We start from the raw sequence: 23720 nt of genomic DNA, 5'->3' as shown, positions 1-23720 counted from the left end.
AACGCTTTGTCGCCATGCAAAAGGATTATGCCGCATTTGCCAAGGCAAATAAAGTGTTGCCAATGCCTGAAGGTTTTACAGCGCCTGACCAGATTTTGGCCAACGCATTGCGTACTTTACTGATACCTCGGCTGCTCAGGTTATGGCCGGTGGGTGCGGCCTTGATGATGGCGACAGCAGCCTTGATCTGGTGGCGCAGACGGCGGACTCCCCGGTGAAGGGCTATTGGCCGAGCCCCTGGCCCAGCGAGGACGGCGGCCCTTGCCGGTTACAGTCGACTCCCGATCCTCAGCCTCTTACAGAACCTGGCAGTCTGCGGCTCGCGGCGACCTCGCGGCGGCGGTTGATGACGACGATGACCGTGCTCGGCGATCCGGGCGAGATTTTCGTGATGACCCATCAGGCGCTGCGATCGCAGATCGGACTGCCGACGACCGCGCAGGTCGAGCGTATCGATCCGTTGACGCTGCGCGCCCTCGCCCGCAGTCCCCGCCTTGATGGCGGACCGATGTGGCCGGGCGGGATGGCTATTCACCGCAATGGCGATCTATACACCGTCTATGGGCGCCACATCCATCGCCTAGCCCGCGCGGATCTAACTGTCCGCGCGGCAGCGAGATTGCCGATCAATCAACCCTATAACAGTTTCGTGATCCTCGATTGCGGGTTGATTGTAACGAAGAATCTTTCGGTTAGCACCTCAGCACAGCTTTGCGTGATCGATCCGGACGATTTGGCTCTGGTCTGCCCACCGCTCGATTGTGCCGAGCCATCGGTGGCGCGACTCAGCGCCGTTGGAAACACCGTCTATGTGGTCGGTGTGCGGACATTAACCCGCTATCGTTGGGATGGCACTGCCCTGCGGCGCGACGATAGCTGGTCCTGCCCCTATATCGGCGACAGCCAACGCAGCCATGGCTGGGATGCGGTAATCGGGGACCGGCACCTTTGGCTGATGGACAACGGCCAGCATCGCTATCGTACAAATATGATTGGGCGCGGCGTTGCGCAGGCACCCAACCGGCTCATCCGCGTTTCACTTGCCGATGCTGAAGACTGGCAGTCCATCGACGTCAGCGGTTTGCCGGGTGGCAGCGTCACCAACCCGCGGCTTTGGGACGAAGCACGGCAAATTGTCATCGCATATGACAGCGCCAATCGCGTCATCTGCGGCTTCCGCTTCGAGGAAGAGAAACGCGCGCTCGTGCCACTGTGGCGGCAAGATGGTTTGGGCTGCGCCAGCCACATGCTGCATTTCCCCGAAAGTGGCCTGATTTGCACTAATGATTATCAGCGCCGCGAAGCAATCGTTCTGCTCGATATCTCCAGCGGAGCGACCGTTGCGCGGGTTGAAACAGGTGGGTTGATGCAAGGCGTGGTGTTTCCCTCACCAGGCTGGAATCAAGATTTCTATTGGTGCTCGATGGATCAGCTGACGCGGATCGCGTTGACGTGATCCGCGCAGCCGAACTTATGTCTGTGCAGCGATAAAATTGAGGATGAGATCGACAAGCTGTTCCGGCTGATCTTCCTGACAAAAATGGCTGGCGTCAATCCGGCAATGTGGTTGCCCCTTAGCGCCCGGAATGCGCCGCTGAATTTCCGTATCAAGATGACCTAGCACTTTGTCCTGATCGCCAAAGCAAGTGAGCACCGGCTTTTCGAAGCGTTCGAGCTGTGCCCAAGCCGCAGAATTTTCGGCGACAGACAGATGGTCAGGGGTCACAGGCACGAGCAAGGGAAACTGGCGCGCGCCGGCCTTGAAACGCTCATCGGGGAACGGCGCATCATAGGCTGCGATCTCGGCGCTGGTCAGTCCGCGATTACAGCCGCCATCAACGATCCGGCCGATTTTGAATTCGGGCGTGGCCTGGCTGAATGCAGACCAGCCATCGAAACCCGAACCAATATTCTCGCCAACGGGCAGATAGGTGTTTGAAATCACTAACCGGGCAAAACGATCCGGAAAAGCGGCGACCAATCGCAGCCCGATCAACCCGCCCCAATCCTGACAGAACAGCGTGATGTTATGCAGATCAAGCTGCGTCAGCCAGTCGCTTATCCAAGCGACATGGCGTTCATAGCTATAATCGTCACGACTGGCAGGCTTGTCAGACTTGCCAAAGCCAATCAAATCAGGTGCCAGCACGCGATGGCAAGCGGCGGCGAGCGGTGGTATAAATTTGCGGTAGAGATATGACCAGGTCGGCTCTCCATGCAGCAGCAGGATTGGCGAAGCGTTGCGGGGGCCTTCATCGACATAATGAAGCCGCAAGGGTGGTGTGCCCTGCGTATTAACCTCAACATAATGTGCAGCGAAGGGATAGTCCGGAAGGTCCGCGAAAGCGGCCTCGGGGGTGCGCAAGACCTTCATCGCTAAAGCACTTTTAGGATGCAGTCGACGAAGCCTTGAGGATCATTTTCTTGGATGAAATGGCCGCCCTTCAACGTGCAATGCGGCTGACCCGCAGTACCAGGAACGCGGCCAATGAACCTGCTCTCGCCGCCGCGTGTCACTGGGTCGCCATCACTAAAGCAGCACAGGAACGGCTTGTCCCATTGCTCAAACACCTGCCAGGCGCGCTTCTGATCGGGGATCGCGACATTGTTCTCGAACGGAACGAAGGTCGGGAATATCCGGGCCCCAGCCTTGTAGCTGCTGTCCGGAAACGGTGCGTCATAAGCGGCAATCTCGGCAGCACTAAGCGCGCGCTTTGACCCAGCGTTGACAATTTTACCAATCGGAAAGAATGGGCTCCATTGCGAAAAAGCACGCCAAATGGCAAACGCGCGTGGTGCGGGGCCGCCTTCGGGCAAGCCGCCATTGGACAATACCACACTGCCAAAGCGATCCGGCATTTCCGCGACAAGACGCAGACCGATTAGCGAGCCCCAATCCTGACAGACGAGCGTCATGTTGCTAAGGTCAAGCGCCTCTATCCATTGGCGCATCCAGCCAACGTGGCGGGCATAGCTATAATCTTTTTTCTTGGTTGGCTTGTCCGATTTTCCAAATCCAATCAGGTCAGGCGCGACCACGCGAAAGCCTGCCGCGACCACCGGGCCAATCATATGGCGGTAGAGATAGCTCCAGCTTGGCTCACCATGCATCATCAGCACCACCGGCGCATCGCGCAGCCCTTCATCGACGTAATGCACGCGCAATGGCGTGCCGTCGGAGGGATCGGCAATCTCCAGATAGTTTGGCGCAAAAGGGAAATCGTCAATTGCCGCAAAGGCGCTTTCGGGTGTGCGAAGGACTTTCAAGAGATACTCCCTAAGATAATGTTATTGGCACTTTGAGTGCCATATTATAAGTGACGGGTCAAGAAGCCGGCCCAGCCTTCTTCGTGTCAACTAACCGAAACCCGATATGGTCGGTTCCTAGCCCGCGTTCCTGAAACTGGCGCGCGGCGGGACGATAGCGGGCGCAATAATTGGCAGCGCAGAGGTAGGAGCCGCCTTTAATGACGTTTACCGGTTCGCTGGCGTCGGCGCGCGATCCGCTGGCGCTCGTCCATTCCCAGACATTTCCGATCATATCATAAAGTCCAAATCCGTTTGGTTTGAAGCAACCCACGGGCGCACGACCGATATAGCCATCGGTGTTTACGTTTTTGACCGGAAAAACCCCCTGATAATAATTTGCTTGCGGCTGGCCCTTCGCATCAAGTGGCTCCGGCAAAGCTCCCGCGCCGCCGCGCGCGGCGTATTCCCATTGCGCCTCGCTCGGCAATTCCTTTCCGACCCATTGCGCATAGGCCTCTGCGTCCTGATAGGCGATCTGGACAACGGGTTCGCGATCTCGCCCGACAATACTTTCCTTCAACCCCGAAGGGTGCCGCCACTGCGCGCCCGGCACCCAGCGCCACCAGCGCGAGTCTGCGTCCGACGGAATATTGAATACAGCTGAACCAGGCACCAGCATTTCTGGCGGCGCATTGGGCAGATTGGGTGGATTACGTTCCGACATGGTCTTGTAACCCGTCGCCTTTACAAAGGTTGCGAATTCGGCGTTGGTCACTTCATACGCGTCGATCCAGAAGCCCTTGACCGTAACGGTCTGCGGAGGGCCTTCTTCAGCGTAATGCGGATTGTCACCCATCACGAAACTGCCGCTGGGTACCCACAACATCTTGTTGCCGGACTGGCCAGTGCAGACTGTTTTGGGCGGCCCAGATGCATCACCGCAAGCAGACAACAGCAGCAGAGCTAGAGCAAAGCCAAAGCGCTGCATCAATCCTCCGGCATTCCGGTCATAGCATCGCCGAGCAAACGCCGCACAACAGACTTGGCATCCTCAAAAGGCAATTCCTGATCATGCCGCAGCAGCCGCCATGTCTGGAAGCTCAGGATGACATTTAGACCATGGGTACCCGCAACATCGGCCTTTACCGTCGCTGGCAAATATGACCTAATGGTATCAGATTCGAGCCGCAGCATCCGGCGATAGTCCTGCATCAGATAGGGCGACTGGAAACGTTTGAGATTGGCTGAAATCCGATAAGGCAGAATGGTTTCGAAAACCATCGCTCGACGATCAGCGATGTCGAACAGCTTTTCCCGCCAAGTAGCGCCCGTTGGCGGCTGGAGGATGATGGGCATGACCTGCGCCTCAATCACCTCGCCCATTTCGCGGTAAAGTTCATCCATATCGTCAAAGTGTCGAAAAACCGAACGGAGACCGACGCCTGCCACCTCCGCAACCCGCGCAGCACTTGGTGCAACATCACCTTTACCGACAAGATCGAGCATCGCTGCGACAATCTTACTCCGGCTGGATCGGCTTCGTTCGCGCCGACCATCAGTCAGTGGCACTTCCGATCGTGATGTCATTTTATACGATACGTTGGTCATAGACCCCTGTTTTGCGGCAAATAGGCGCCGGCGCAAGCGACAAAAGCGATTGCAAATATATTTTGGCACAATTAATGCCAATAACATTCCGCCAAGCTATTTGGGAAGAATGAGGATAAAGATGCCAAGAATAGTGCTCATTTTGGGGGCGTCTGCCCTGCTTCTTTCTGCCGTTCCCGTGTCGGCGCAAGACAATGTGCGCGAAGCGTGCATGCCCGACATCGTTAAATATTGCTCCGCAGAATTGAGAACGTTTAACCGCGAAAATGTCCGCGCTTGTCTGATCAAGAATATCAAAAAAACATCACCCGCCTGCCAGAAGGCCGCAAAGGCGCGGCGCGATGCCGAGCGCGCCAAGAAAAGGAGCAATTAAAGACATGACTACATGGATAATCTGGGGCACCGCATTGCTCGCTTATGGCATATTTCGGCTCTGGTATGACAATTGGTCCGGTCCGCTGAAACCTGCCGAGATTGATGCGTTTCTGGCACAAGTGGCGGGTCGTTTCGAGGGCACAGGCAATCGCGCGGATGTTATGCGGGCTTTCCTTGAAGCCGATGACGGCCGCGAGTTTGTCATGCTCAATCTGGTCAAGGCGCAGATGGAGCAGGTTGAGGACCCAAAAACGGGGCAAATGGTTCAAGGCTTTGACCTGCTCAAGCGCTATTCGAAACGCTTCATATCGGTTCTGTTCCGCACGGGCGGCCATCCCGGCATGGTCGGACGCAAGGTTGGCGGCTATATTGATGCGTGGAACACCGAGGCGGATCCCGACTGGACGATCTTTGGCCTGATGCGCTACCGCAGTCGCCGCGACATGATGAAGCTGGTGATGGACCCCCTATTTACCGAAGGTCATTCCGATAAGTTACTCGGTACGCTTGCTACGTTCTCGTTCCCCACGCAGCGCATTGTGTCTTTTTATCTCAGTCCGCGGGTAACTGTCGCGCTGGTTCTGGCTCTGCTTGCGGCGCTGACACACATTGCACTGCTGACAAGCGCAGGATGAATGTGCGACCGACAGAGCCACAAATAATGCGCTGGACACGGCGATCATGGATGCGGCTTGCCACGATCAATGCTCTTATATCGATTACCGCACTTATTCTCTCCACTCATCTGTCTGAGCATATGTCCGCGCTCGTGCGCCTCGGCGCCCAAATTCAATTCATGCACAGCATGGCCAGCATAGCTTGCGCCACTTTTATGAATGTCGGGGCCAGTTCCGCGCGGCACGCCCCGGCCTTCTTACTGGGCGGATCGCTTTTGTTTGCGTTGCTTCACTATGGCGTCGCGTTGGATTTTTGGGGTTTGGCCAACTGGATGACCGCTATTGCAGGAGTCTTGATGGCAAGTGGCTGGGCGATCATGTTTTTTGCCGGACGGGATATCGATTAATAAAGTGAGGATTGGGAAGATATTGGGAATGCGCACACTCACATGGATAAAGGCATTGGCATCTATTGCCCTTACGGGCTTTGCAGGATGAGCGTTTTCCTACCTCCGAGTAACAACGAGCAGTATCATGGCTCGCGCTACTCTGCGTGGTTTTTGGCATTATATGGTATCGTATGGATCGTTCCGGGGATGATCCACAGTTTCCTGCCCGACGGTGGCGCGGGCGTTATTGCAGGGCTGGATCTCAGCCATAATCCCACAATGATTTTCGGCATGTTTGCGTGGGCGGGGGCAACTCAGATTGCACATGGCATCGTCACGCTGGTTGTCGCTTTGCGCTACCGCGCATTGGTGCCGCTGTTTCTTATTGTGTCTTTCATTGAGCGCCTGTTGCTCAGCTGGTCGGGTTGGATAAAGCATATACCCGTCAACGGCCATCACCCGCCCGAACATTATAGCAGCCTAGTTTTTCTACCCGTTATATTGCTGTTTCTGTGGCTTTCAGTGCGGCGCTCGAGCCTACACCAACCGGAGATTTCTGTATGAAAAAACGCACATGGATCGGGGCCTTAGTTCTATTGATCGGCGCGGGCTATTTGGGTTTTCAGCAGTATAAAATCTATCTGCCCGGTATCATTGGCGAATGGGTTGAACCCATTGCCGAAAATCGTCCAATTGAATGGGCGCAAGGCCCTGCGGTGGCACCCGCAGGCAAACGTCCGCCCAACGTCATCCTGATTGTCGCCGATGATCTGGGGATGAACGACATTTCGCTGTACGGCGGCGGCGTTGCCGGTGGCGCAGTGCCCACCCCCAATATCGATTCGATTGCCAAACAGGGTGTCAGCTTTGCCAATGGCTATGCCGCCAACGCCACCTGCTCGCCGTCGCGCGCGGCCTTGATGACGGGGCGTTATCCGACGCGGTTCGGTTTTGAATTTACCGCCGTTCCAGCGGCTTTTGTTTCAAGCCTGGCGCATAACAACGGCACGTCGCCTTATCCAACCATCTATCATAAAGAACTGAACCACGACCTGCCCGCTTATGCCGACATGGGGGTGCCCAATGCGGAAATCATGTTGCCCGAGATACTGAAAGCCAAGGGGTATCATAATATCCACATCGGCAAATGGCATCTGGGTGAAGCCAAACCATTGCGGCCAACGTCACAGGGTTTTGACGAAAGTCTTGGCATGCGTGCGGGTGGAGATTTGTTTATGGCTGAAGATGACCCTCAAGTCGTCAATGCAAAGTTGCCATGGGATCCCATCGATCGCTTTTTATGGGCAAATCTTCCGCATGCCATCTATTGGGGGGACAGTCAGCGCTTTCGTCCCAAAGGCCATCTGACTGACTATTTCACCGACAATGCACTGGCCGCGATTGACGCAAACAAGAACCGGCCCTTCTTCATGTACCTCGCCTATAATGCACCACACACACCATTGCAGGCGCTGAAATCGGATTATGACGCTCTGCCGCAGATTAAGGATCATACCCAGCGCGTCTATGGCGCGATGATGCGCCAACTTGACCGGCGGATTGGCGATGTCCTGCAAAAACTGAAGGATACAGGCCTCGACAACAATACGCTGGTTATCTTTACCAGCGACAATGGCGGCGCGTGGTACACAGGCATAAAGGACCACAACACGCCCTATCGCGGGTATAAAGGCACCTTCTTCGAAGGAGGCATCCATGTACCGATGCTGATGCGCTGGCCCGGCAGAATCACGCCGGGTACCGTGCGCAACGATGTCGCCCAGCATCTCGATATGTTTGCAACGATTGCAGCGGCAACTGGTGCAAGCCTACCCAGTGATCGCAAGATGGACAGCTTCAATCTATTTGGCACGGGGCCAAAACGCGACATCACCTTCTGGCGTTCGGGGCATTACCGCGTTGTCCGCGCGGGCGACTGGAAATTGCAAATTTCCAAACGTCCCGAAAAGGCATGGCTGTTCAACCTCGCCACCGACCCAACCGAGCAAATCAACTTGGCCGCCAAGGAACCCGCACGCGTGGCGGAACTGCGTAAGTTGATCGATGCACAAAATGCAGGTTTACCCACGCCATTATGGCCCGGCCTACTCGAGGGCGCGATCCGGATCGACGTTCCGCTCAACGCCCAATGGAAGAAGGATCAGGAATATGTCTATTGGGCGAACTAAGCGCGCAGTGATGTTGGGGTCATGTTGTTAGCCATTACCGGAGCCTTCCTCTCACGCCACGTATAATGTGCCGAGAATGGCTCCGGTCCAAAGCCTTTTCTAGTACGGTGGCGTGGATCTGCAGTCGCTATTGAATCAACGTTCAATATTTGATACACCTATGTTATGCCCCGACATTCTAACGCGCGTCACCAAAATATTATTGCTTCGGCAATCGTTGTTATAGCTGAATATGGAATAGTTGAATTCACGTTCAATAAGGTGGCGAGACAAGCACATGTCTCGGCCGCGCTGATTGTGCATTATTTTGGCAGTAAAGAAGCCCTTCTCGAAGCTGCCTTCCGATCCGTGGTGCGTCAGCTGAACAATCAGGCAACAGTGCGCATCGGGCTTGCTGCGGGGCCGCGTGCGCGCATAGAGGCACTGGTGGATTCGCATCTGGGGCATAATGTATATGCGGAGGATAGTGCCCGGATTTGGCTGTCCTTTTGGGGGCAGGCCCTGCATGTGCCGCAACTTGCCCGCGTGCAGCGCGCGCATCAAAAGCGCATGTTGTCCAACCTGAAATTTGATTTGCGTCAGCTGGTCGATGCGCGTGATGTATCGCCCATGGCGGACACCATAGCCGCGATGATTGATGGCGTTTGGCTGCGCGCAGCGATGAATGGCGGCGGGGCATTACAAAACGGCTTAGCGCGGGATCTTATCTTTGATTTCATCGCGCGAAATTTAGAATCCCCTCGACCTTTGCCGGTTGCATCGCATTTTGACACGATCAACCCGGCGACAGGGCAACTGCTTGCGACGATCCGGATAGACGGACAGGCAGAGGTCGACAATGCTGTGTGTCGCGCGGCCGAAGCACAAAAACTGTGGGCAAAAACGCCAGGTGTGGAACGTGGGCGTATCCTCCACCGCGCTTCTGCGCTGCTTGTTGAGCGCAACGAAACGCTCGCCCGACTTGAGACGCAAGATACAGGCAAGCCCATTCAAGAAACAATTGCTGTGGATGTTCTATCCGGCGCGGATTGCATCGAATATTATGCTGGCCTTGCACGGACGATAGCAGGTGAACATCATGATCTTGGCACGGGTGCATTCGGCTATTCCCGGCGCGAACCCTTGGGTGTGGTCGCTGGCATTGGCGCTTGGAACTACCCCATCCAGATCGCATGCTGGAAATCCGGACCAGCGCTGGCTTGCGGAAACGCTATGATCTTCAAACCGGCCGAGCTTACCCCGCTGACCGCGATTGAGCTGGAAAAGGCCTATCGCGATGCTGGCCTGCCGGATGGACTATTCCAAGTGGTGCAAGGCAAGGCAGACACCGGCCGCTTGCTGAGCCTGCATCCCGGCATTGCCAAAGTGTCGCTGACAGGCGAAGTCGGTACTGGCAAAAAGGTTATGGTCGATGCGGCAGGCACGCTAAAATATGTGACCTTTGAACTTGGCGGAAAATCCGCGCTGATCGTCTTCGAGGACGCAGATCTCGACGAAGCCGTTTCCGGCGCTCTGCTCGCAAATTTCTATTCTGCGGGCGAGGTTTGCACCAACGGCACGCGGGTATTTGTTCATAGAAATGTCCGTGATGCGTTTCTTGCAAAACTGAAGGCGCGCACTGAGGCGATAGTGATTGGCGATCCGCTCCATCCCGCAACCCAAATGGGCGCGCTGATTTCTCCGGCGCATATGGAAAAAGTACTGAGGTATATTGCGCTTGGTCAGCAGCAGGGCGCAACCCTGCTGACCGGTGGCAAGCGGGTGATAAATGGAAATCTTGCGCAGGGGTCCTTTGTCGAACCAACGATCTTCGCCGGCTGTACTGACGAGATGGCCATCGTCCGCGAAGAGATTTTCGGCCCCGTGATGGCAGTGCTCGATTTTGAAGATGAAGCAGAGGTTATTGCGCGGGCCAACAATACAGATTTTGGTCTGGCTGCAGGTATTTTTACGAATAACTTGCCCCGCGCGCACCGTGTTATCGCGGCGCTGGAGGCAGGCACCTGCTGGATCAACACCTACAATATTACGCCTATTGAAATGCCATTTGGCGGCAATAAGCAGTCCGGTCTTGGCCGCGAAAATGGCAAAGCGGCGATTGAACATTATACCCAGTTAAAGAGCGTCTATATTGCGATGGAGCCAATCGATGCCCCTTATTGAGGCTGCCGATTATATCATCGTCGGTGCAGGGTCTGCCGGTTGTGTGCTGGCGGACCGGTTGAGTGCCGATGGCACGCATCAAGTGGTATTGCTTGAATATGGCGGCAGTGACCGCTCAATCTTCATTCAGATGCCAGCAGCGCTTGCCTATCCCATGAATACCAAGCGTTGGAACTGGGGCTATGAAAGCGAGCCGGAGCCGCATTTGAATAACCGACGCCTGAACTGCCCGCGCGGCAAGGGTCTAGGCGGATCCTCTTCGATTAACGGACTTGTCTACGTCCGCGGCAACGCGCTCGATTTTGAACGCTGGAAAGAGGATGAGGGCGCCACCGGTTGGGGCTATGCCGACGTTTTACCCTATTTCAAACGCGCCGAAGGCCGCGCCGAAGGAGGCAACGAGTATCGGGGCGGCGATGGTCCACTGTCGACCAGCTATGGCCCGCTCGACAACCCGCTGCATCAGGCGTGGCTCGATGCCGCGCAACAGGCGGGCTATGCCCTGACCGAAGACTATAATGGCTATGCCCAAGAAGGCTTTGGCCGAATGGATATGACGGTGCGTGACGGCACGCGCTGTTCGGCGGCCAAGGCCTATCTTTACGAAGCCCGTAAGCGGCCCAATATGACAGTTATTGAACAGGCGCTTGTCACGCGCATCCTGTTTGAAGGCACGCGCGCGGTTGGCGTGGAATATGAACAAGCGGGGCAGATGCATCAGCTGCACGCTACGCGCGAAGTCATCCTGTCGGGCGGCCCTATCAATTCCGTGCAGCTGCTCAAGCTTTCCGGCATTGGCCCCGCAGACGAGTTACAAGCGAATGGCATAGAAGTGCGCGCTGACCGCCCCGGTGTCGGCGCAAACTTACAGGATCATCTGGAATTCTATTTTCAAATGGCCTGCACCCAACCCATCACTCTTTACGGCAAGGCAAATCTTCTCGGTAAAGCGATGGTCGGCGCGCAATGGCTATTTGGTCGATCAGGCTTGGGGGCGTCAAACCAGTTTGAAAGCTGCGGCTTTATCCGCAGCCGTGCGGGTATAAAATATCCTGATGTCCAATATCATTTCTTTCCAATGGCAATCAATTATGACGGATCGTCGCTGGCAACCGAACATGGCTTTCAAGCCCATGTCGGCCCCATGCGCTCGAAAAGCCGAGGCACAGTGACGCTCAAAAGCGCAGACCCGCACGACAAGCCCAAAATCCTGTTCAATTATATGAGCCATCCCGACGACTGGGCGGAGATGCGGGCCTGTGTGCGGCTGACCCGCGAGATTTTTCAACAACCGGCCTTTGCGCCATTCCGTGGACGTGAAATTCAGCCCGGCGCTGACACTGTCACCGATGCGCAGATTGATGCCTTCATTGCCGAACATGTTGAAAGCGCATTACATCCCAGCTGCACATGCAAGATGGGCAGCCCGCGTGATCCAATGGCGGTCGTAGACCCTGAATTGCGCGTCATCGGTGTCCAAGGACTTCGCGTTGTCGATAGCGGCGTTATGCCGACCATCACCACAGGCAATCTTAATGCGCCGACGATCATGATTGGTGAAAAGGGCGCCGATCACATCCTTGGAAAGCCAATGCTTGCCCCGTCCAACGCGCCTTTTTATGTCGCGCCAAATTGGGAAGTTGCCCAGAGATGATGAATACTATCCTCGAACCCGCTCGCAAAATTGATGTAATCCGCCAGACGGATGTCCTTGTCATTGGCTCCGGCCCTGGCGGCCTTGCCGCCGCGTTGGCATCGGCGCGGGCGGGCGTCGAAACGACGTTGCTGGAACGTTATGGCTGCTTCGGCGGCAATATCACCCAAGTTGGGGTCGAGGGTTTTGCTTGGTATCGGCATCCGGCAACCATCGACAGTGAAGGCATCGGACGTGAGTTCGAAGACCGCGCAAAGTTGATGGGCGCAGCCATGCCTGAGCCCCAATCCATCAGCCACAGTCTGGATGCCGAAGCCTTCAAATTTGTAGCAGACACGCTGGTGGAAGAAGCAGGCGTCATCCCGATGCTCCACAGATTATGCGTTGCGCCGATCATGGACGGAAACACGATCCGCGGCGTGATTGTGGAGAGCAAGGCGGGACGAGAAGCTATCCTCGCCAAACGCGTGATTGACGCAACGGGAGATGCCGACATTGCCCACCGGGCCGGGGCCCCGACGCATATGCATCCGGTCGACGAGATGATGTCCGTCTCGGTCATGTTTTCGATGTGCGGCGTCAATAAGACCCGGTTTATTGACGCCGTAAAGGCCGACCCGCAGACCTATGGTGACTGGGCTGTGGGTGGTGAGTGGGAAGTGATCACCAGCGGCAAAGAGGATGAGATGTTTTCGCCCTTTTTGCGTAAGCCGTTTCAAAAGGCATTGGAAGCAGGGCTGATCCCAGACAGCGTGAAAACAATGGCGGGCACTTGGGGTACAGTCTCGGATCAGGGGGACCTGACCTATCTCAACATGTGCCACCTCTATCTCGACGGTACCAACCCCGATGCGCTAACGCATGGCGAGATGGCAGGGCGTAAGCAGGCGATGCATGCCATTGCGGCGTTGCAGGCGTTCATGCCCGGCTGTGAGGAGGCCAAGCTACGAAACTTCGGTATGACGCTCGGCATTCGCGATACGCGCAAGATTGATGCGGTGTACAATATGACGGCAGACGACGTGATGGAACAAGGCCGGTTTGACGATAGCATTGGCATCTTCCCGGAATTTATCGACGGCTACGGCTATCTTATTTTACCAACTACAGGCCGCTATTTCCATCTGCCCTACCGGTCGATGTTGCCCAAGAGTGTGAAGCATTTGATTACCGCCGGCCGCGTGATTGGTGGCGACAAGGTCAGCCATGCGGCCGTACGAAACATGATGTGCTGCGCGGTTTCAGGGCAAGGCGCCGGCGTTGCAGCCGCGTTGGCGGTCAAGTCGGACCGGGATTTTTGTGACGTTGATATCAGCGCTGTGCAACAGGAACTGATCCGCCAAGGCGCGAGAATTGGTTAGAGCACTTTGAGAGTGATTAGCCAATCCTTGGCCCACCCCTCCTGTGTTCCGGCAAATGCAACGCTTGGCCAGCGTCTGCACTGGCCAAGCGTTTTTCGAAATCTACAGCACAAGCGTGATCGTTCCTATTTTATCACGCTTCAGAATTTTGCGCTCATTTTCAATCCATAGAACCGTGGTTCACCGGGGATAAAGCTAGGGATGCCAAAGGCTCCCCCGGTGTTTCCGGCGTCGAGCAAGTAGCGACTGTTGAAAATGTTGCGCGCAAAGGCAGAGATTTCGTAGCGATTATCGGCGAACCGAACGCCACCGACGATATTGACGAGCGTAACCGGTCCTTGGCTCCGCGCTTCAAGGTTAGGCGTTTCGAAATACAGCTTGCTGCGATACGTGATGCTAGGCGTTGCGAACACATTAACGTTACCGAGCGGAGCATCAATGATCAAACCTGCCGATGCCTGATAGTCAGGCTGCAACCGGAATTTGGCACCGCGGAAGTTTGCCGCAATATCTGCTCGGTTGTCGATGCCACCATCAATGTAAGCGCCGTTGGCGAACATTGTCAGCCATGATGTTGGGCGGACATTAACTTCTGCCTCAACGCCTTTGTTTGTCGCCGTGCCTGCGCTTTGCGTTACGCCGACAATGCTTGGTGGGATGATGATGCTCACCTGAAAATTATCATATGTCAGATAGTAAACACCGATTGATCCTGAAAGGATACCCACAGTGCCCTTTACCCCGAGCTCATAGTTCCAGAGAACTTCCTCTAGAACTGGCGATATATTGGCAACGGGGCCACCTGATGTAGAGCGCGCAGAGACATTGACGATTGCCGAGCGGCGTCCTTTTGATACGGTGGCGTAGGCATTGAAATTGTCCGAGAATTTATACAGCAGGTTAAAGCGCGGAAGCACGTCGGCATAACTATCCTCAGACTTGAATGTCTGCCCTGCCGTATCGACTTGTCCGGGTACAACTGACGCGCCCCCGGTCAATCCCGAACGCGGCACGCCAGCCCGGAACCCTGAGAGTCGTTTTTCTATCTGCACGCGAACACCTGCTGTAATCTCGAGACTTGGCGTCGGGATCCACGTGCCGTCGGCAAACATGGAATAGCTGGTGTTACGGCCCTGATTTTCGAAGAATGACCGATAGTCGATGCGCGGTTTGGCGGCGGCAGGAACGCTACCATCTGGAGCTACGCACTGCGCCCGCGTTGCGGCGGTTGCGGTGAGGCAAGCAAAAAACGTGTTTTCATTCGTTGAGAAGGGTACGTTTTGCACCCCGTTTTCGTGGAAGTAGTTAAATCCGAACGACCCGCGGAATTTGTCGCTGTTGTAGGAGAAACGGGTTTCCTGATTAAACTGGTCACCTTGGGCAAGCTCAGCGAACTCAAGATATTCGGCAGCTGTGCCATCCGCATCAAACACTTCTAGCGAGTCAAACTTGCGGTAGCCGTTGACCATAGTGAGCACCCAATCATCTGCGATATCCCAGTTGACCGTCAGATTGGCATCATAGACATCGCGCTTGAGACCAAGTTTGCTCAGCCCGAGATCCCGGAGTGCGTTGGGTGTGCCGCCAAGGGCTGCATCGCCAAAAGCGTTGGGCGCGCCCGACGCGGTTGGATACGTAAGGGAGATAAAGGGTGTGCCTGAATTCCGCTGACGGTCATAGGTAAGGATCAAGTCGGCGGTAAACGCGTCACTGGGTTTAAACCGCAGCGAACCGCGCGTACCAAACTGGTCTTGAGCGTATAAGTCGTCTTGGCTGGCAGCCAAATTGTTTACATAACCGTCACGCTTTTTGTAGGCAAAGGCAACGCGTCCAGCGACCTTTTCCGAGCCTGCGTTGATAAACCCAGTGGCTGAATGTTGATTGAAGTTACCATATGTGCCGCCCAATTCGCCGCTGAAGCCATCTTCTGGCCGCGCGGAGATCAAGCTGATCGCGCCGACCGCAGAGGCGGTGCCAAAGAGGGTCGCTTGTGGTCCCTTGACCACCTCAATACGCTCCATGTCGAATATGTCCTGATAAGAACCGCGCGAACGAGAGATATCAACGCCGTTATAATAAAGCGTAACGCGCGCGCCTTGCTGGGCAGAGCCGGAGTCAGATGTAATACCACGAATAACGATGCCAGGGTTGTTCGCACTCTGCTCCTGGATGTTGAGCCCAGGGACATAGTTTGAAAGCTCGTCTAGGTCATTAACGCCAATTTCGCGCAAGCGTGTTCCCGTAACCGCGGTAATCGTTAATGGGACATCAATCTGACGTTCTTCGCGCTTTTGGGCCGTAACGATAATTTCGTCTTCTCTCGAAGCCTCATTTGTCGGCACACCTTGGGCAAAGGCGGGCAGTATTGTGGTTGAGGACAATAAAATAGCAAGTAATGACAAACGGCGCATGAAAGAACTCCTAGTTAGAAGTTCATGCCCACTAACGAACGTTAAAGGCTACTAGGGGTCGGAACGGGGTCTACAGCAAGTCACTTTGATGAAGCCTTTATGATGGCCAGGGCGCGCGCATTTCTTAAAGCGGCCACGCATTCCGGCACAGAATTAGAATAAGGGAATTACGCGGCACTATTACGGCGCAAGATCAGGGTCCAGCGCAGCTTGAAGGCGCTTGCGGAACAGCAAAATGAGCATGCCGCCTACAAACGCGATGCCGGCATCCATCGCCCAGAAAACGGACGGGTGCATTTGGTCAAAATAGCTGCCAACCCATCCCGCGAGCACATGTCCGACAAAGGGAGACAGGAACGCAACTCCCATCAGGAAAGAGCCCATCCCCGCAGGCGCGGCCCTGCTAACAATGGCCAGCGTCGTTGGCCAATAATACATCCAGGCCAACCCCATGATCAGCCAGCCGGCGATAGCCCACCCCGCGCCCACACTATCCGGTTCACTCAGTCCTAAATTGCCATAAGCAAAAAGAAGTGCGGCAATGGCAATAATGCATGTTCCAATACCTACTTTGGTAACGCTACTTGGCTCGCGGCCACGCTTGGCCTGCCATGCCCAGAATGCAATCAACGCGGGCGCGGCAAGAATGGCGCCAATCGAGTCCATTGATGCAAACCAACTCGATGGCACCGCGCCAAGCGACGTGGCCAAGTTCACATATTGATCGACCCACAATATGCCGATGCTCCATACCATCGGATAGGCAATTTCAGCGGGTATGGTCAGCGCAATAACGAGCAAAAGCACCGCCACACGTTTCCGTTCGGCAGCGGTCATGACGGGCGCCTTCTCCCGTTTGCGGGCCACTGGGCGGTCATCAGGCAAATGCCGCTGGCCCAAAATGTAAGCGACGAGAGCAATCAACATCAAAGCTGCGGCAACTGCAAACCCTGCGTGCCAACCATAGATAGCGGCAACCAGCGCAGTCACCAGCGGCCCACTTGCAGCACCAATGCAAATCCCGGTCGAGAAAATGGTGAATCCCCGCGAGCGCATGGACTCATCAGACCGAGGATACAGCGCGCCGACCTGCGCGGAGATATTCCCCTTGAGAAATCCAGACCCGAGGATCAGCAGCAACAGCGCGAACAGAAAGGTTGAATAAAAGGACATGGCCACATGCCCAGCACTCATCAGGAGTACACCAATCATCACCGTGCGCTTTGCACCCAGTATACGGTCGGCAACCCAACCCCCAACCATAGGCGTGAAATAGACAAGGCCCGCATACCAGCCATAAATGATTGCCGAAAACGCCACATCGCTCATCGGCCCGCGAAATTCGAACATATTGCGGAGAGCGGCGAGACCAATCACCTGCACCGCATTTTCCGGCAGCAGTAGCTCTTTCACCATGTAAAGCGTCAGCAGCGCAGACATTCCGTAAAAGGAAAAGCGCTCCCACATTTCGGTAAAGGACAGATAGTACAGGCCCTTGGGGTGACCGTGAAGTTGGCCATCGGCAGTTTGTTCGACCATGCCCAAATTCGCTCCCCTATCGTTCCACGCCGCCGCGCCTTTGGACGCTTCTATCCCTGCTCGAGCGAAAGGCGCAAGGGAATGATGCGCTCTGCCCACGTATGCTCTTCACGCAGCGCTGGGGTTCTCTGCATTCGAGGCTACCCTGCATCAGCTAATCATCAGGTCGCTGGTTGGAACCCATCAGGGATCACCATCGTTATGATGGTGCGCCACAACGATGGCCCAATCTCGGCCAGTCCCCCGATCACTGCCCCGTAAACGCGGCTTTGCGCTTTTCAACAAAGGCTTTCGAGCCTTCTGCCGCGTCTAGTGAACTGCCAGCGATGCGCTGTCCTTCGGCTTCGGCAAGCAATTGTTCGGCGTAGGAGTTTTCCAGCGCGGTCAGGATATTTTTGCGTGTCACCGCATAAGCCACCGTTGGACCATTGGCGAGGCGGGTTGCAAGAGCGCGGGCTTCGGCCTGAAGCGCTTCATCTTCAACACATTTGTAGATCATACCCCAATCCGCGGCCTTTTCTCCGCTAATCTTCTCACCGAGCATCATCATTTCGGTCGCACGGGCTTTGCCAACCAAGCGTGGAAGCATCCAAGATGCGCCGCCGTCTGGCACAAGGCCGATGTTGACGAAAGCCTGAAGAAAATAGCCTGATTTACCAGCTATGACAAAATCACCGCACAGCCCGATTGAGCAGCCTACCCCAGCAGCTGCACCATTTATGGCAGTGATAATAGGGATTTGCAGACGCGCCAGATTAATCATCAGCGGGTTATAATGACGGGTAAGCGCAATATAACTACCCTCACCGCCTGAAATTGAACGCGCGCCGCGCGCTGATAGATCGGCACCTGAACAAAAACCGCGGCCTGCGCCTGTAATAACGAGGCAACGTGCGTCTTCTATACCACTGGCAAGCGCGTCGTTAATTTCACCCGCCATTTCCAGCGAGCAAGCGTTCATGCGCTCCGGACGGTTGAGTGTGATTGTCGCGATCTTATCGGCCACATCTAAGGTAATTGTTTCATACGTCATAAATATTCGTCCTCCTTCGACAAATCCATAATCCCGACATCCCTTCCCTGCAAATTTTTGGAATGCAACTTAAAATCTGTGTGTCCTCAACATCGTTGCCTCACTCATTTCATAGCCCAGTCTCCAATCTGGTGCGGGCTTTTCAAAATAGTTGGTGGACAAATTTGCGAACTGGCATATATTTAATATTATTAAATTAATTATGCTATTTTAGGAATTAGGTCAAACGTGCGCAGAATTGGATCTGTTACTGGGTTCGCAGGCAGAGTTGATGATCCTCGCGGGCGCAGTACACGGGCGCTATTGATCGAATGTGCGGAAAATATGGTTGCCGAATATGGCGTGCATGGGGCTTCAGTCCGGCAAATCGTAAAAGCTAGTCGTTCGGCCAACAGCAGTGTTGTTGCCTATCATTTTGGGAGTAAAGACGCGTTGTTGCAGGCGGTTATTAACCACCGCCTGCCTGGGATAGAGCAGCGGCGAACAGAGCTTTTGGCCGAAGCAAGGGGCCGCCATCGCGCGCCTCCTGTCTCAGATTTGGTTGAAGCCTTATATCGTCCATTTTTCGAACAACGCAATGCAGAGGGTCGACGCAGCTATGCAGCCTTTGTCGACGAATTGTCGCGTGCAAACCTGATTGATATTCGCACATCATTGGACAGCGACTATCCGGTGACAGCACAAATTCTGCGCGAAATGCTAAACGGAGCGAATGGCAATGGAACCAAGAGCTTCGGTCACCGCATCTTCCTTTCTTCGGCTTTGATCTTCGCCGCGATCAAACAGATCGATAAACTCGCCCTGGAAAATGATGAAGGTGAAAGCCAGTTTGTGGACGCTTTGGCTGCAGCGACATCCGTAATCGAAGCAAAAAAAGAGGCTCGCAGGGCAACGTCAACGATGTAAGCACGAGATCAGGAGAAGCAAGATGAGAAGTTGGGCATATCGGCCGATGATAACATTGGCAATATTGGCATCGATAGATGCATCTGCGCTTGCGCAAGTGCAGATGCAGGATTCAGGTCACACACAGCCAGCTCCGGCTAATGAAACACGACCGAATGTTCTTATTTGGATGATGGATGATGTCGGCTTTGCGCAGCTTTCCTCTTATGGCGGACTGGTACAGACACCTAATATCGACCGCGTTGCACAAAAGGGCGTTCGTTTTGCCAATTACCGCACTCCACCCATCTGTTCGGCGAGCCGGGCAGCCATGCTAACAGGTCGTAATCCGCATAGCGTGCATATGGGTGGCCATGCAGGCGCGACCTTGCCCCATCCAGGCTATGACGCCAAAGTTCCAGCCGAGGATGGCACGATTGCCGCGAACTTAAGAGCGGCGGGATATCTGACGCTTGCTCTTGGTAAATGGGATCATATGCCCAGCGGTGAAATGACGCAGGCAGGACCATTTACGCGTTGGCCAACTGGCCAAGGCTTTGATAAATTTTATGGCTTTATTGCGGCCGACGCTGATAATTGGTCACCTGTGCTAATCGATGGAACAAGCCCCATTAGCACGCCCCGCACAACCGATTATCACCTGAATAATGATATGGCCAATCAAGCAATCAAGCTTTTATCAGCCCGAAGCGTCAGGGAGACTGCTCCTCCGGTGTTTATCTACTTTGCGACCGGTACCGCCCATGCCCCTCACCACGCGCCGAAGGCATGGATTGACCGTTATAAGGGCAAGTTCGATATGGGTTGGGACGTCGCCCGTGAGACAATCCTGAAAGACCAAATCGCAAAGGGTATGATGCCGAAAAGTGCAAAGCTGGCTCCTCGGCCTGATGGCATGCCTGAATGGAAAAGCTTAAGTGCCGATCAGAAACGCCTCTATGTAAAACAAATGGAGGTGTTTGCCGCATCCCTGAGCCATGCGGACGAACAATTTGGCCGGATCCTTGACGCGTTGGAGACCCGAGGAGAATTCGACAACACTATCATTGCAATCACGTCCGACAATGGTGCGAGCGCCGAAGGCGCCTATCACGGCACTCACAATGAAACGCTGTTCATGAATGGCCATTATCCTTCGGCTGAAGAAAACATGCAGTTCATCGACAAATGGGGTGGTCCCGAGACACAACCCCATTATTCCTTCGGGTGGGCGGTGGCGGGAAACACCCCTTTTCGTTATTTCAAACAGACCACGCATGAAGGCGGAATTCGCGTGCCGCTTGTGCTTTCATGGCCCAAGGGCGTTGCCGCGCGCGGCGAAGTGCGTCATCAGTTCGCAGGCGCCGCCGACGTTGCCCCTACAATTCTTGATCTAGCGCGGGTGCCGCTTGCCACAATGGTCAACAATGTAGCTCAGTCCCCCATGGAGGGGATAAGCTTGCGTTATGCGCTGGACGCAAAGGACGCTCCGAACCGCACAAAGGCGCAATATTATGAGTTATATGGAAATAAGGGGCTCTGGTCCGATGGCTGGACGATTGTCACATCGCATCGGCTTGACCCGTGGCGGATGAATCAAAGTGGACCGATTAACGAACCGTGGGAGTTGTATAATGTTGATAAAGACCCAGGGCAAACCCATGATCTAGCAGCTAAATATCCCGATAAGGTAAAAGCGCTCAGTACGCTTTTTGATGCGCAGGCTGATCTGTATGGCGTCGGTCCGATATCTAACTTTGGCGATTCACGCGCTTTTGGCGCCAAGAATTTCATGGCTGAAATGGCACGGCGCAAGGGCCTGTGGGCCTATGATGGTGCGGTGAGCAATATAGGCTTTGGCGCGATGCCACCTTTGACAGCAAGGCCGTTCAAGATGGAAGCTGAGATCACTCTGTTGACAGGCAATGAGAGTGGTCCGATTTTTGCGGCAGGCGGTTCAAGTGGCGGCATGGCGGCCTATTTGATCGACGGTATTCCCGCAGTTACCTTTACCGATCTTTCAGGCCAGCAGACGGCGGTTAAAGCCAAAGCGACATTGCCTGTGGGACCAAGTCGGCTATCCGTCCTGATCGATCGCCCAGCGTTCAAGCCCATGACACCGGAACTGGTAACTGTGACAATCTCAGCAGGCGATCAAGTGTTATTGCAGGAGCAAGTGACAACCACTCTGCCCCTTCAGGGTTACGGTGTGGCCGAGACGTTTGATTTGGGCGTCGACCGTGGCAGCGCGGTCAGTTCGGCCTATTCCGCCGATCAGCCCTTTTCAGGAACGCTCGGCAAGGTAACGTTTCAGATGCGGTAGTCAGTCGTCATCAACCGATTGCGCACAGCGAAAGCCAACATGTGATGTCGAGGTATCAACCGGCTGGAACCATTTAGCAGCCGGTCGATATCGCTGACAGTAATTGGGGGCACACAAATGAGACCCGCCCTTCAGCACTTTGTGACTTTCAGGTGCGGGTACGAAACGACTGTCAACCGAATGGCAGCAACTGTTATTGCCAACCGGCCCGCTCGCGTCGCTCGATGTCCATTCCCAGACATTGGCGATCAAGTCATACAAGCCATATGAATTGGGGGGATAATGGGTGACTGGGCTCGTGTAGGGCGGCCGGGAGCGCTGCGGATGTTTGAAAGGGAAACCTTCAGACCAGAAATTGGCCATCATCTTGCCGCCGGGAAACAGCTCGTCCCCCCAAGCAAAGGCCGCCCCTTTGAGCCCACCGCGTGCTGCAAACTCCAACTCGACCTCGGTCGGCAGGCGTTTTCCCGCCCAAAGTGCATATGCGAGCGCATCGCCGTAAGCGATATGGACCACCGGATGATCGTCAGGGGCAATGGAACCATATTCCGGTCCATAAGGGTGGCGCCAGTCTGCGCCCGGAACATAGTTCCACCAGCTTTCCGGACCAAAAGGCTGTCCCTTTGGCGGCGCGGCAAAGACAATCGATCCAGCAACAATCATTTCGGGCAAAATACCGGGATAGTCAGCAGGGTTCGGAACGGTCTCGGCCAACGTAACATAGCCGGTATCGTCGACAAATGCGGCGAACTGGGTATTGGTAACCGGCGTAGTATTCAGAAGGAACGGCTTTACTACGGCCTGCTGAACAGGGGATTCCTCGGGATAAAAGTCCGCGCAGCCGATGGTGAATGTACCGCCATCAATGTGCATCATGCCGTTCAACGATTTTGCTGTTGGCATCGTCAAAAACCCTTATGCATTGTTGGTATAGTCACAAAGCTGATCCATTTGTGGCACGCATCGAATATGCTTTTATAACTAAATCCGCAGTTGCTGCGGCACCGACGGCATTGGGATGAAAGGCCGTTCCAGTTTGCACCGAAGCACCATTAACCCATGGCATTTTGGAACACACGTCATGCCCAATACTGGCCTTTGCGATATCAACAAGCTGCGCACCAGTCTCATCCGCTGCACGCTTCGTTGCCAGTGCCAATTGCTGCGCAAGGTCGCGACTGATGGCGGCTTGCGCTTTGCTGATACCTAATGCAGCGCAACTTCCAATTGGCGGAATAATCGCAGGATAATTGACGATGAGAATCTTAGCACTCGGAGCCGTTTGACGGACCGAGGTGATGATCGCGTTCAGATTAGCGGTTACGACATCATAAGGTCGTGCATCGGCGGACTTGATATCACCATGCCACCAAGCGCCGAACCATCCCATATTACCAGACGCAGCCATCAGGTCCCCGATATAGCCTACGTCATTGCCACCCGATGTAATAGTAACAAGTTTCGTTGCAGGTCCAATTGCTGCCAATTGCGGACCAAGCAGAAGTTGCCCGCCAGACAAAATATGCTTTGTCGTTGAACCCGAACAGGACATATCAACAAGCCGGAGCTCGGCTTTCTGTGCGACCAGCGCAGGATAACCTCCCGCCGTCCGAAAACAATGAACTGGGCTGCCGGCGATTCTGGGACCAAGCCCTATGCCGGCTGAAAATGAACTCCCAAGCGCAACATATTCACCCGAAACATCCGGAGTTTGGGCACCCTGCCAATAAAGAAAGCTGCTTAAGGAGACTACTCCCAAACCCGTTATAGCGAGTATCAAGAAAATCATACGCCTGAATATCCCGCGCCTCCGTGTTGCAGATCTATTATTTGTCTTCAATGCCCTGCCCCTCAATTTCAACTGGCAATAATAGTTTCGAATATGTGAACCACGAACATGCATCAATGCAAGACTGGACTTTCC

General features: G+C 54.8%; 20 protein-coding genes and 1 pseudogene. 12 read left to right on the top strand and 9 right to left on the bottom strand.

Annotation, left to right across the window (positions count from 1 at the left end):
* Together ACIQ2T_RS00480 and ACIQ2T_RS00475 are read left to right on the top strand one after the other, a co-directional pair.
* Window positions 1-218: pseudogene (locus tag ACIQ2T_RS00480) on the top strand (arylsulfatase); the annotation flags it as partial.
* A gap of 128 nt (window positions 219-346) precedes the next feature.
* Entirely contained in the window at window positions 347-1456 is a 1110-nt protein-coding gene (locus tag ACIQ2T_RS00475) for a hypothetical protein (RefSeq protein WP_397589083.1), read from the top strand.
* Between the two features lie 15 nt (window positions 1457-1471).
* On the opposite strand, the gene ACIQ2T_RS00470 is transcribed toward ACIQ2T_RS00475, so the two are convergent.
* The 4 genes from ACIQ2T_RS00470 to ACIQ2T_RS00455 are packed head-to-tail and all read right to left on the bottom strand — an operon-like array spanning window position 1472 to window position 4857.
* On the bottom strand, window positions 1472-2374 hold the full coding sequence (locus tag ACIQ2T_RS00470) for a haloalkane dehalogenase (RefSeq protein WP_397589082.1): 903 nt from the start codon (window positions 2372-2374) through the stop codon (window positions 1472-1474).
* A 2-nt stretch (window positions 2375-2376) separates the two neighbouring features.
* Window positions 2377-3267, bottom strand: coding sequence for a haloalkane dehalogenase (locus ACIQ2T_RS00465; RefSeq protein ID WP_397589081.1), 891 nt, complete (start codon window positions 3265-3267; stop codon window positions 2377-2379).
* Between the two features lie 58 nt (window positions 3268-3325).
* Complete coding sequence (locus ACIQ2T_RS00460) at window positions 3326-4237, bottom strand: formylglycine-generating enzyme family protein (protein WP_397589080.1); 912 nt, start codon at window positions 4235-4237, stop codon at window positions 3326-3328.
* On the bottom strand, window positions 4237-4857 hold the full coding sequence (locus ACIQ2T_RS00455) for a TetR/AcrR family transcriptional regulator (protein WP_397589079.1): 621 nt from the start codon (window positions 4855-4857) through the stop codon (window positions 4237-4239). Before ACIQ2T_RS00455 ends, ACIQ2T_RS00460 begins: the two co-directional genes overlap by 1 nt.
* A 121-nt stretch (window positions 4858-4978) precedes the next feature.
* On the opposite strand from ACIQ2T_RS00455, the gene ACIQ2T_RS00450 reads away from it, so the two are divergent.
* The 8 genes from ACIQ2T_RS00450 to ACIQ2T_RS00415 all read left to right on the top strand — a co-directional run bounded on the left by ACIQ2T_RS00450 (window position 4979) and on the right by ACIQ2T_RS00415 (window position 13605).
* Window positions 4979-5230 (top strand): hypothetical protein, encoded by a 252-nt coding sequence (locus ACIQ2T_RS00450; RefSeq protein WP_397589078.1) that lies wholly within the window; start codon window positions 4979-4981, stop codon window positions 5228-5230.
* Between the two features lie 4 nt (window positions 5231-5234).
* Window positions 5235-5867, top strand: coding sequence for a hypothetical protein (locus tag ACIQ2T_RS00445; RefSeq protein WP_397589077.1), 633 nt, complete (start codon window positions 5235-5237; stop codon window positions 5865-5867).
* A gap of 26 nt (window positions 5868-5893) precedes the next feature.
* The gene (locus tag ACIQ2T_RS00440) at window positions 5894-6256 is read left to right on the top strand and encodes a hypothetical protein (RefSeq protein ID WP_397589076.1); all 363 of its coding nucleotides are present in this window, start codon (window positions 5894-5896) and stop codon (window positions 6254-6256) included.
* A 42-nt stretch (window positions 6257-6298) separates the two neighbouring features.
* Window positions 6299-6802 carry a hypothetical protein gene (locus tag ACIQ2T_RS00435; protein WP_397589075.1) on the top strand — a complete coding sequence of 168 codons (504 nt, stop codon included), beginning with the start codon at window positions 6299-6301 and terminating at the stop codon, window positions 6800-6802.
* On the top strand, window positions 6799-8427 hold the full coding sequence (locus ACIQ2T_RS00430; protein ID WP_397589074.1) for a sulfatase-like hydrolase/transferase: 1629 nt from the start codon (window positions 6799-6801) through the stop codon (window positions 8425-8427). Before ACIQ2T_RS00435 ends, ACIQ2T_RS00430 begins: the two co-directional genes overlap by 4 nt.
* 165 nt (window positions 8428-8592) lie before the next feature.
* Window positions 8593-10590 (top strand): betaine-aldehyde dehydrogenase, encoded by a 1998-nt coding sequence (betB, locus tag ACIQ2T_RS00425; protein WP_397589073.1) that lies wholly within the window; start codon window positions 8593-8595, stop codon window positions 10588-10590.
* Window positions 10577-12244 (top strand): choline dehydrogenase, encoded by a 1668-nt coding sequence (gene betA / locus ACIQ2T_RS00420; RefSeq protein WP_397589072.1) that lies wholly within the window; start codon window positions 10577-10579, stop codon window positions 12242-12244. The genes betB and betA overlap by 14 nt, the downstream gene beginning before the upstream one ends.
* Entirely contained in the window at window positions 12241-13605 is a 1365-nt protein-coding gene (locus ACIQ2T_RS00415; RefSeq protein WP_397589071.1) for an FAD-dependent oxidoreductase, read from the top strand. Before betA ends, ACIQ2T_RS00415 begins: the two co-directional genes overlap by 4 nt.
* 140 nt (window positions 13606-13745) lie before the next feature.
* Here the strand turns inward: ACIQ2T_RS00415 and ACIQ2T_RS00410 are convergent, their stop codons facing one another.
* The 3 genes from ACIQ2T_RS00410 to ACIQ2T_RS00400 all read right to left on the bottom strand — a co-directional run bounded on the left by ACIQ2T_RS00410 (window position 13746) and on the right by ACIQ2T_RS00400 (window position 18588).
* Window positions 13746-16016: a TonB-dependent receptor gene (locus ACIQ2T_RS00410; protein ID WP_397589070.1), complete on the bottom strand. Its 2271-nt coding sequence runs from the start codon at window positions 16014-16016 to the stop codon at window positions 13746-13748.
* Window positions 16017-16196: 180 nt separating this feature from the next.
* Entirely contained in the window at window positions 16197-17555 is a 1359-nt protein-coding gene (locus tag ACIQ2T_RS00405) for a peptide MFS transporter (RefSeq protein ID WP_397589069.1), read from the bottom strand.
* A gap of 247 nt (window positions 17556-17802) precedes the next feature.
* Window positions 17803-18588: an enoyl-CoA hydratase-related protein gene (locus ACIQ2T_RS00400; RefSeq protein WP_397589068.1), complete on the bottom strand. Its 786-nt coding sequence runs from the start codon at window positions 18586-18588 to the stop codon at window positions 17803-17805.
* Between the two features lie 228 nt (window positions 18589-18816).
* Here ACIQ2T_RS00400 and ACIQ2T_RS00395 point away from each other — a divergent pair, with 228 nt between their 5' ends.
* Window positions 18817-19494 (top strand): TetR/AcrR family transcriptional regulator, encoded by a 678-nt coding sequence (locus ACIQ2T_RS00395; RefSeq protein ID WP_397589067.1) that lies wholly within the window; start codon window positions 18817-18819, stop codon window positions 19492-19494.
* A 22-nt stretch (window positions 19495-19516) separates the two neighbouring features.
* Window positions 19517-21796 carry an arylsulfatase gene (locus ACIQ2T_RS00390; RefSeq protein WP_397589066.1) on the top strand — a complete coding sequence of 760 codons (2280 nt, stop codon included), beginning with the start codon at window positions 19517-19519 and terminating at the stop codon, window positions 21794-21796.
* Here ACIQ2T_RS00390 and ACIQ2T_RS00385 read toward each other — a convergent pair whose 3' ends face one another.
* Both ACIQ2T_RS00385 and ACIQ2T_RS00380 read right to left on the bottom strand, forming a co-directional pair.
* Window positions 21797-22699, bottom strand: a complete 903-nt coding sequence (locus tag ACIQ2T_RS00385) for a formylglycine-generating enzyme family protein (protein WP_397589065.1) — start codon at window positions 22697-22699, stop codon at window positions 21797-21799.
* Between the two features lie 31 nt (window positions 22700-22730).
* Window positions 22731-23585: an SGNH/GDSL hydrolase family protein gene (locus ACIQ2T_RS00380; protein WP_397589064.1), complete on the bottom strand. Its 855-nt coding sequence runs from the start codon at window positions 23583-23585 to the stop codon at window positions 22731-22733.
* Window positions 23586-23720: the final 135 nt, after the last annotated feature.

This window comes from Sphingorhabdus sp. (assembly GCF_044357595.1).
Taxonomy (GTDB): Bacteria; Pseudomonadota; Alphaproteobacteria; order Sphingomonadales; family Sphingomonadaceae; genus Sphingorhabdus_B.
The sequence above is the reverse complement of the archived record's forward strand: the minus strand, read 5'-3'. Positions and strand labels throughout refer to the sequence as shown.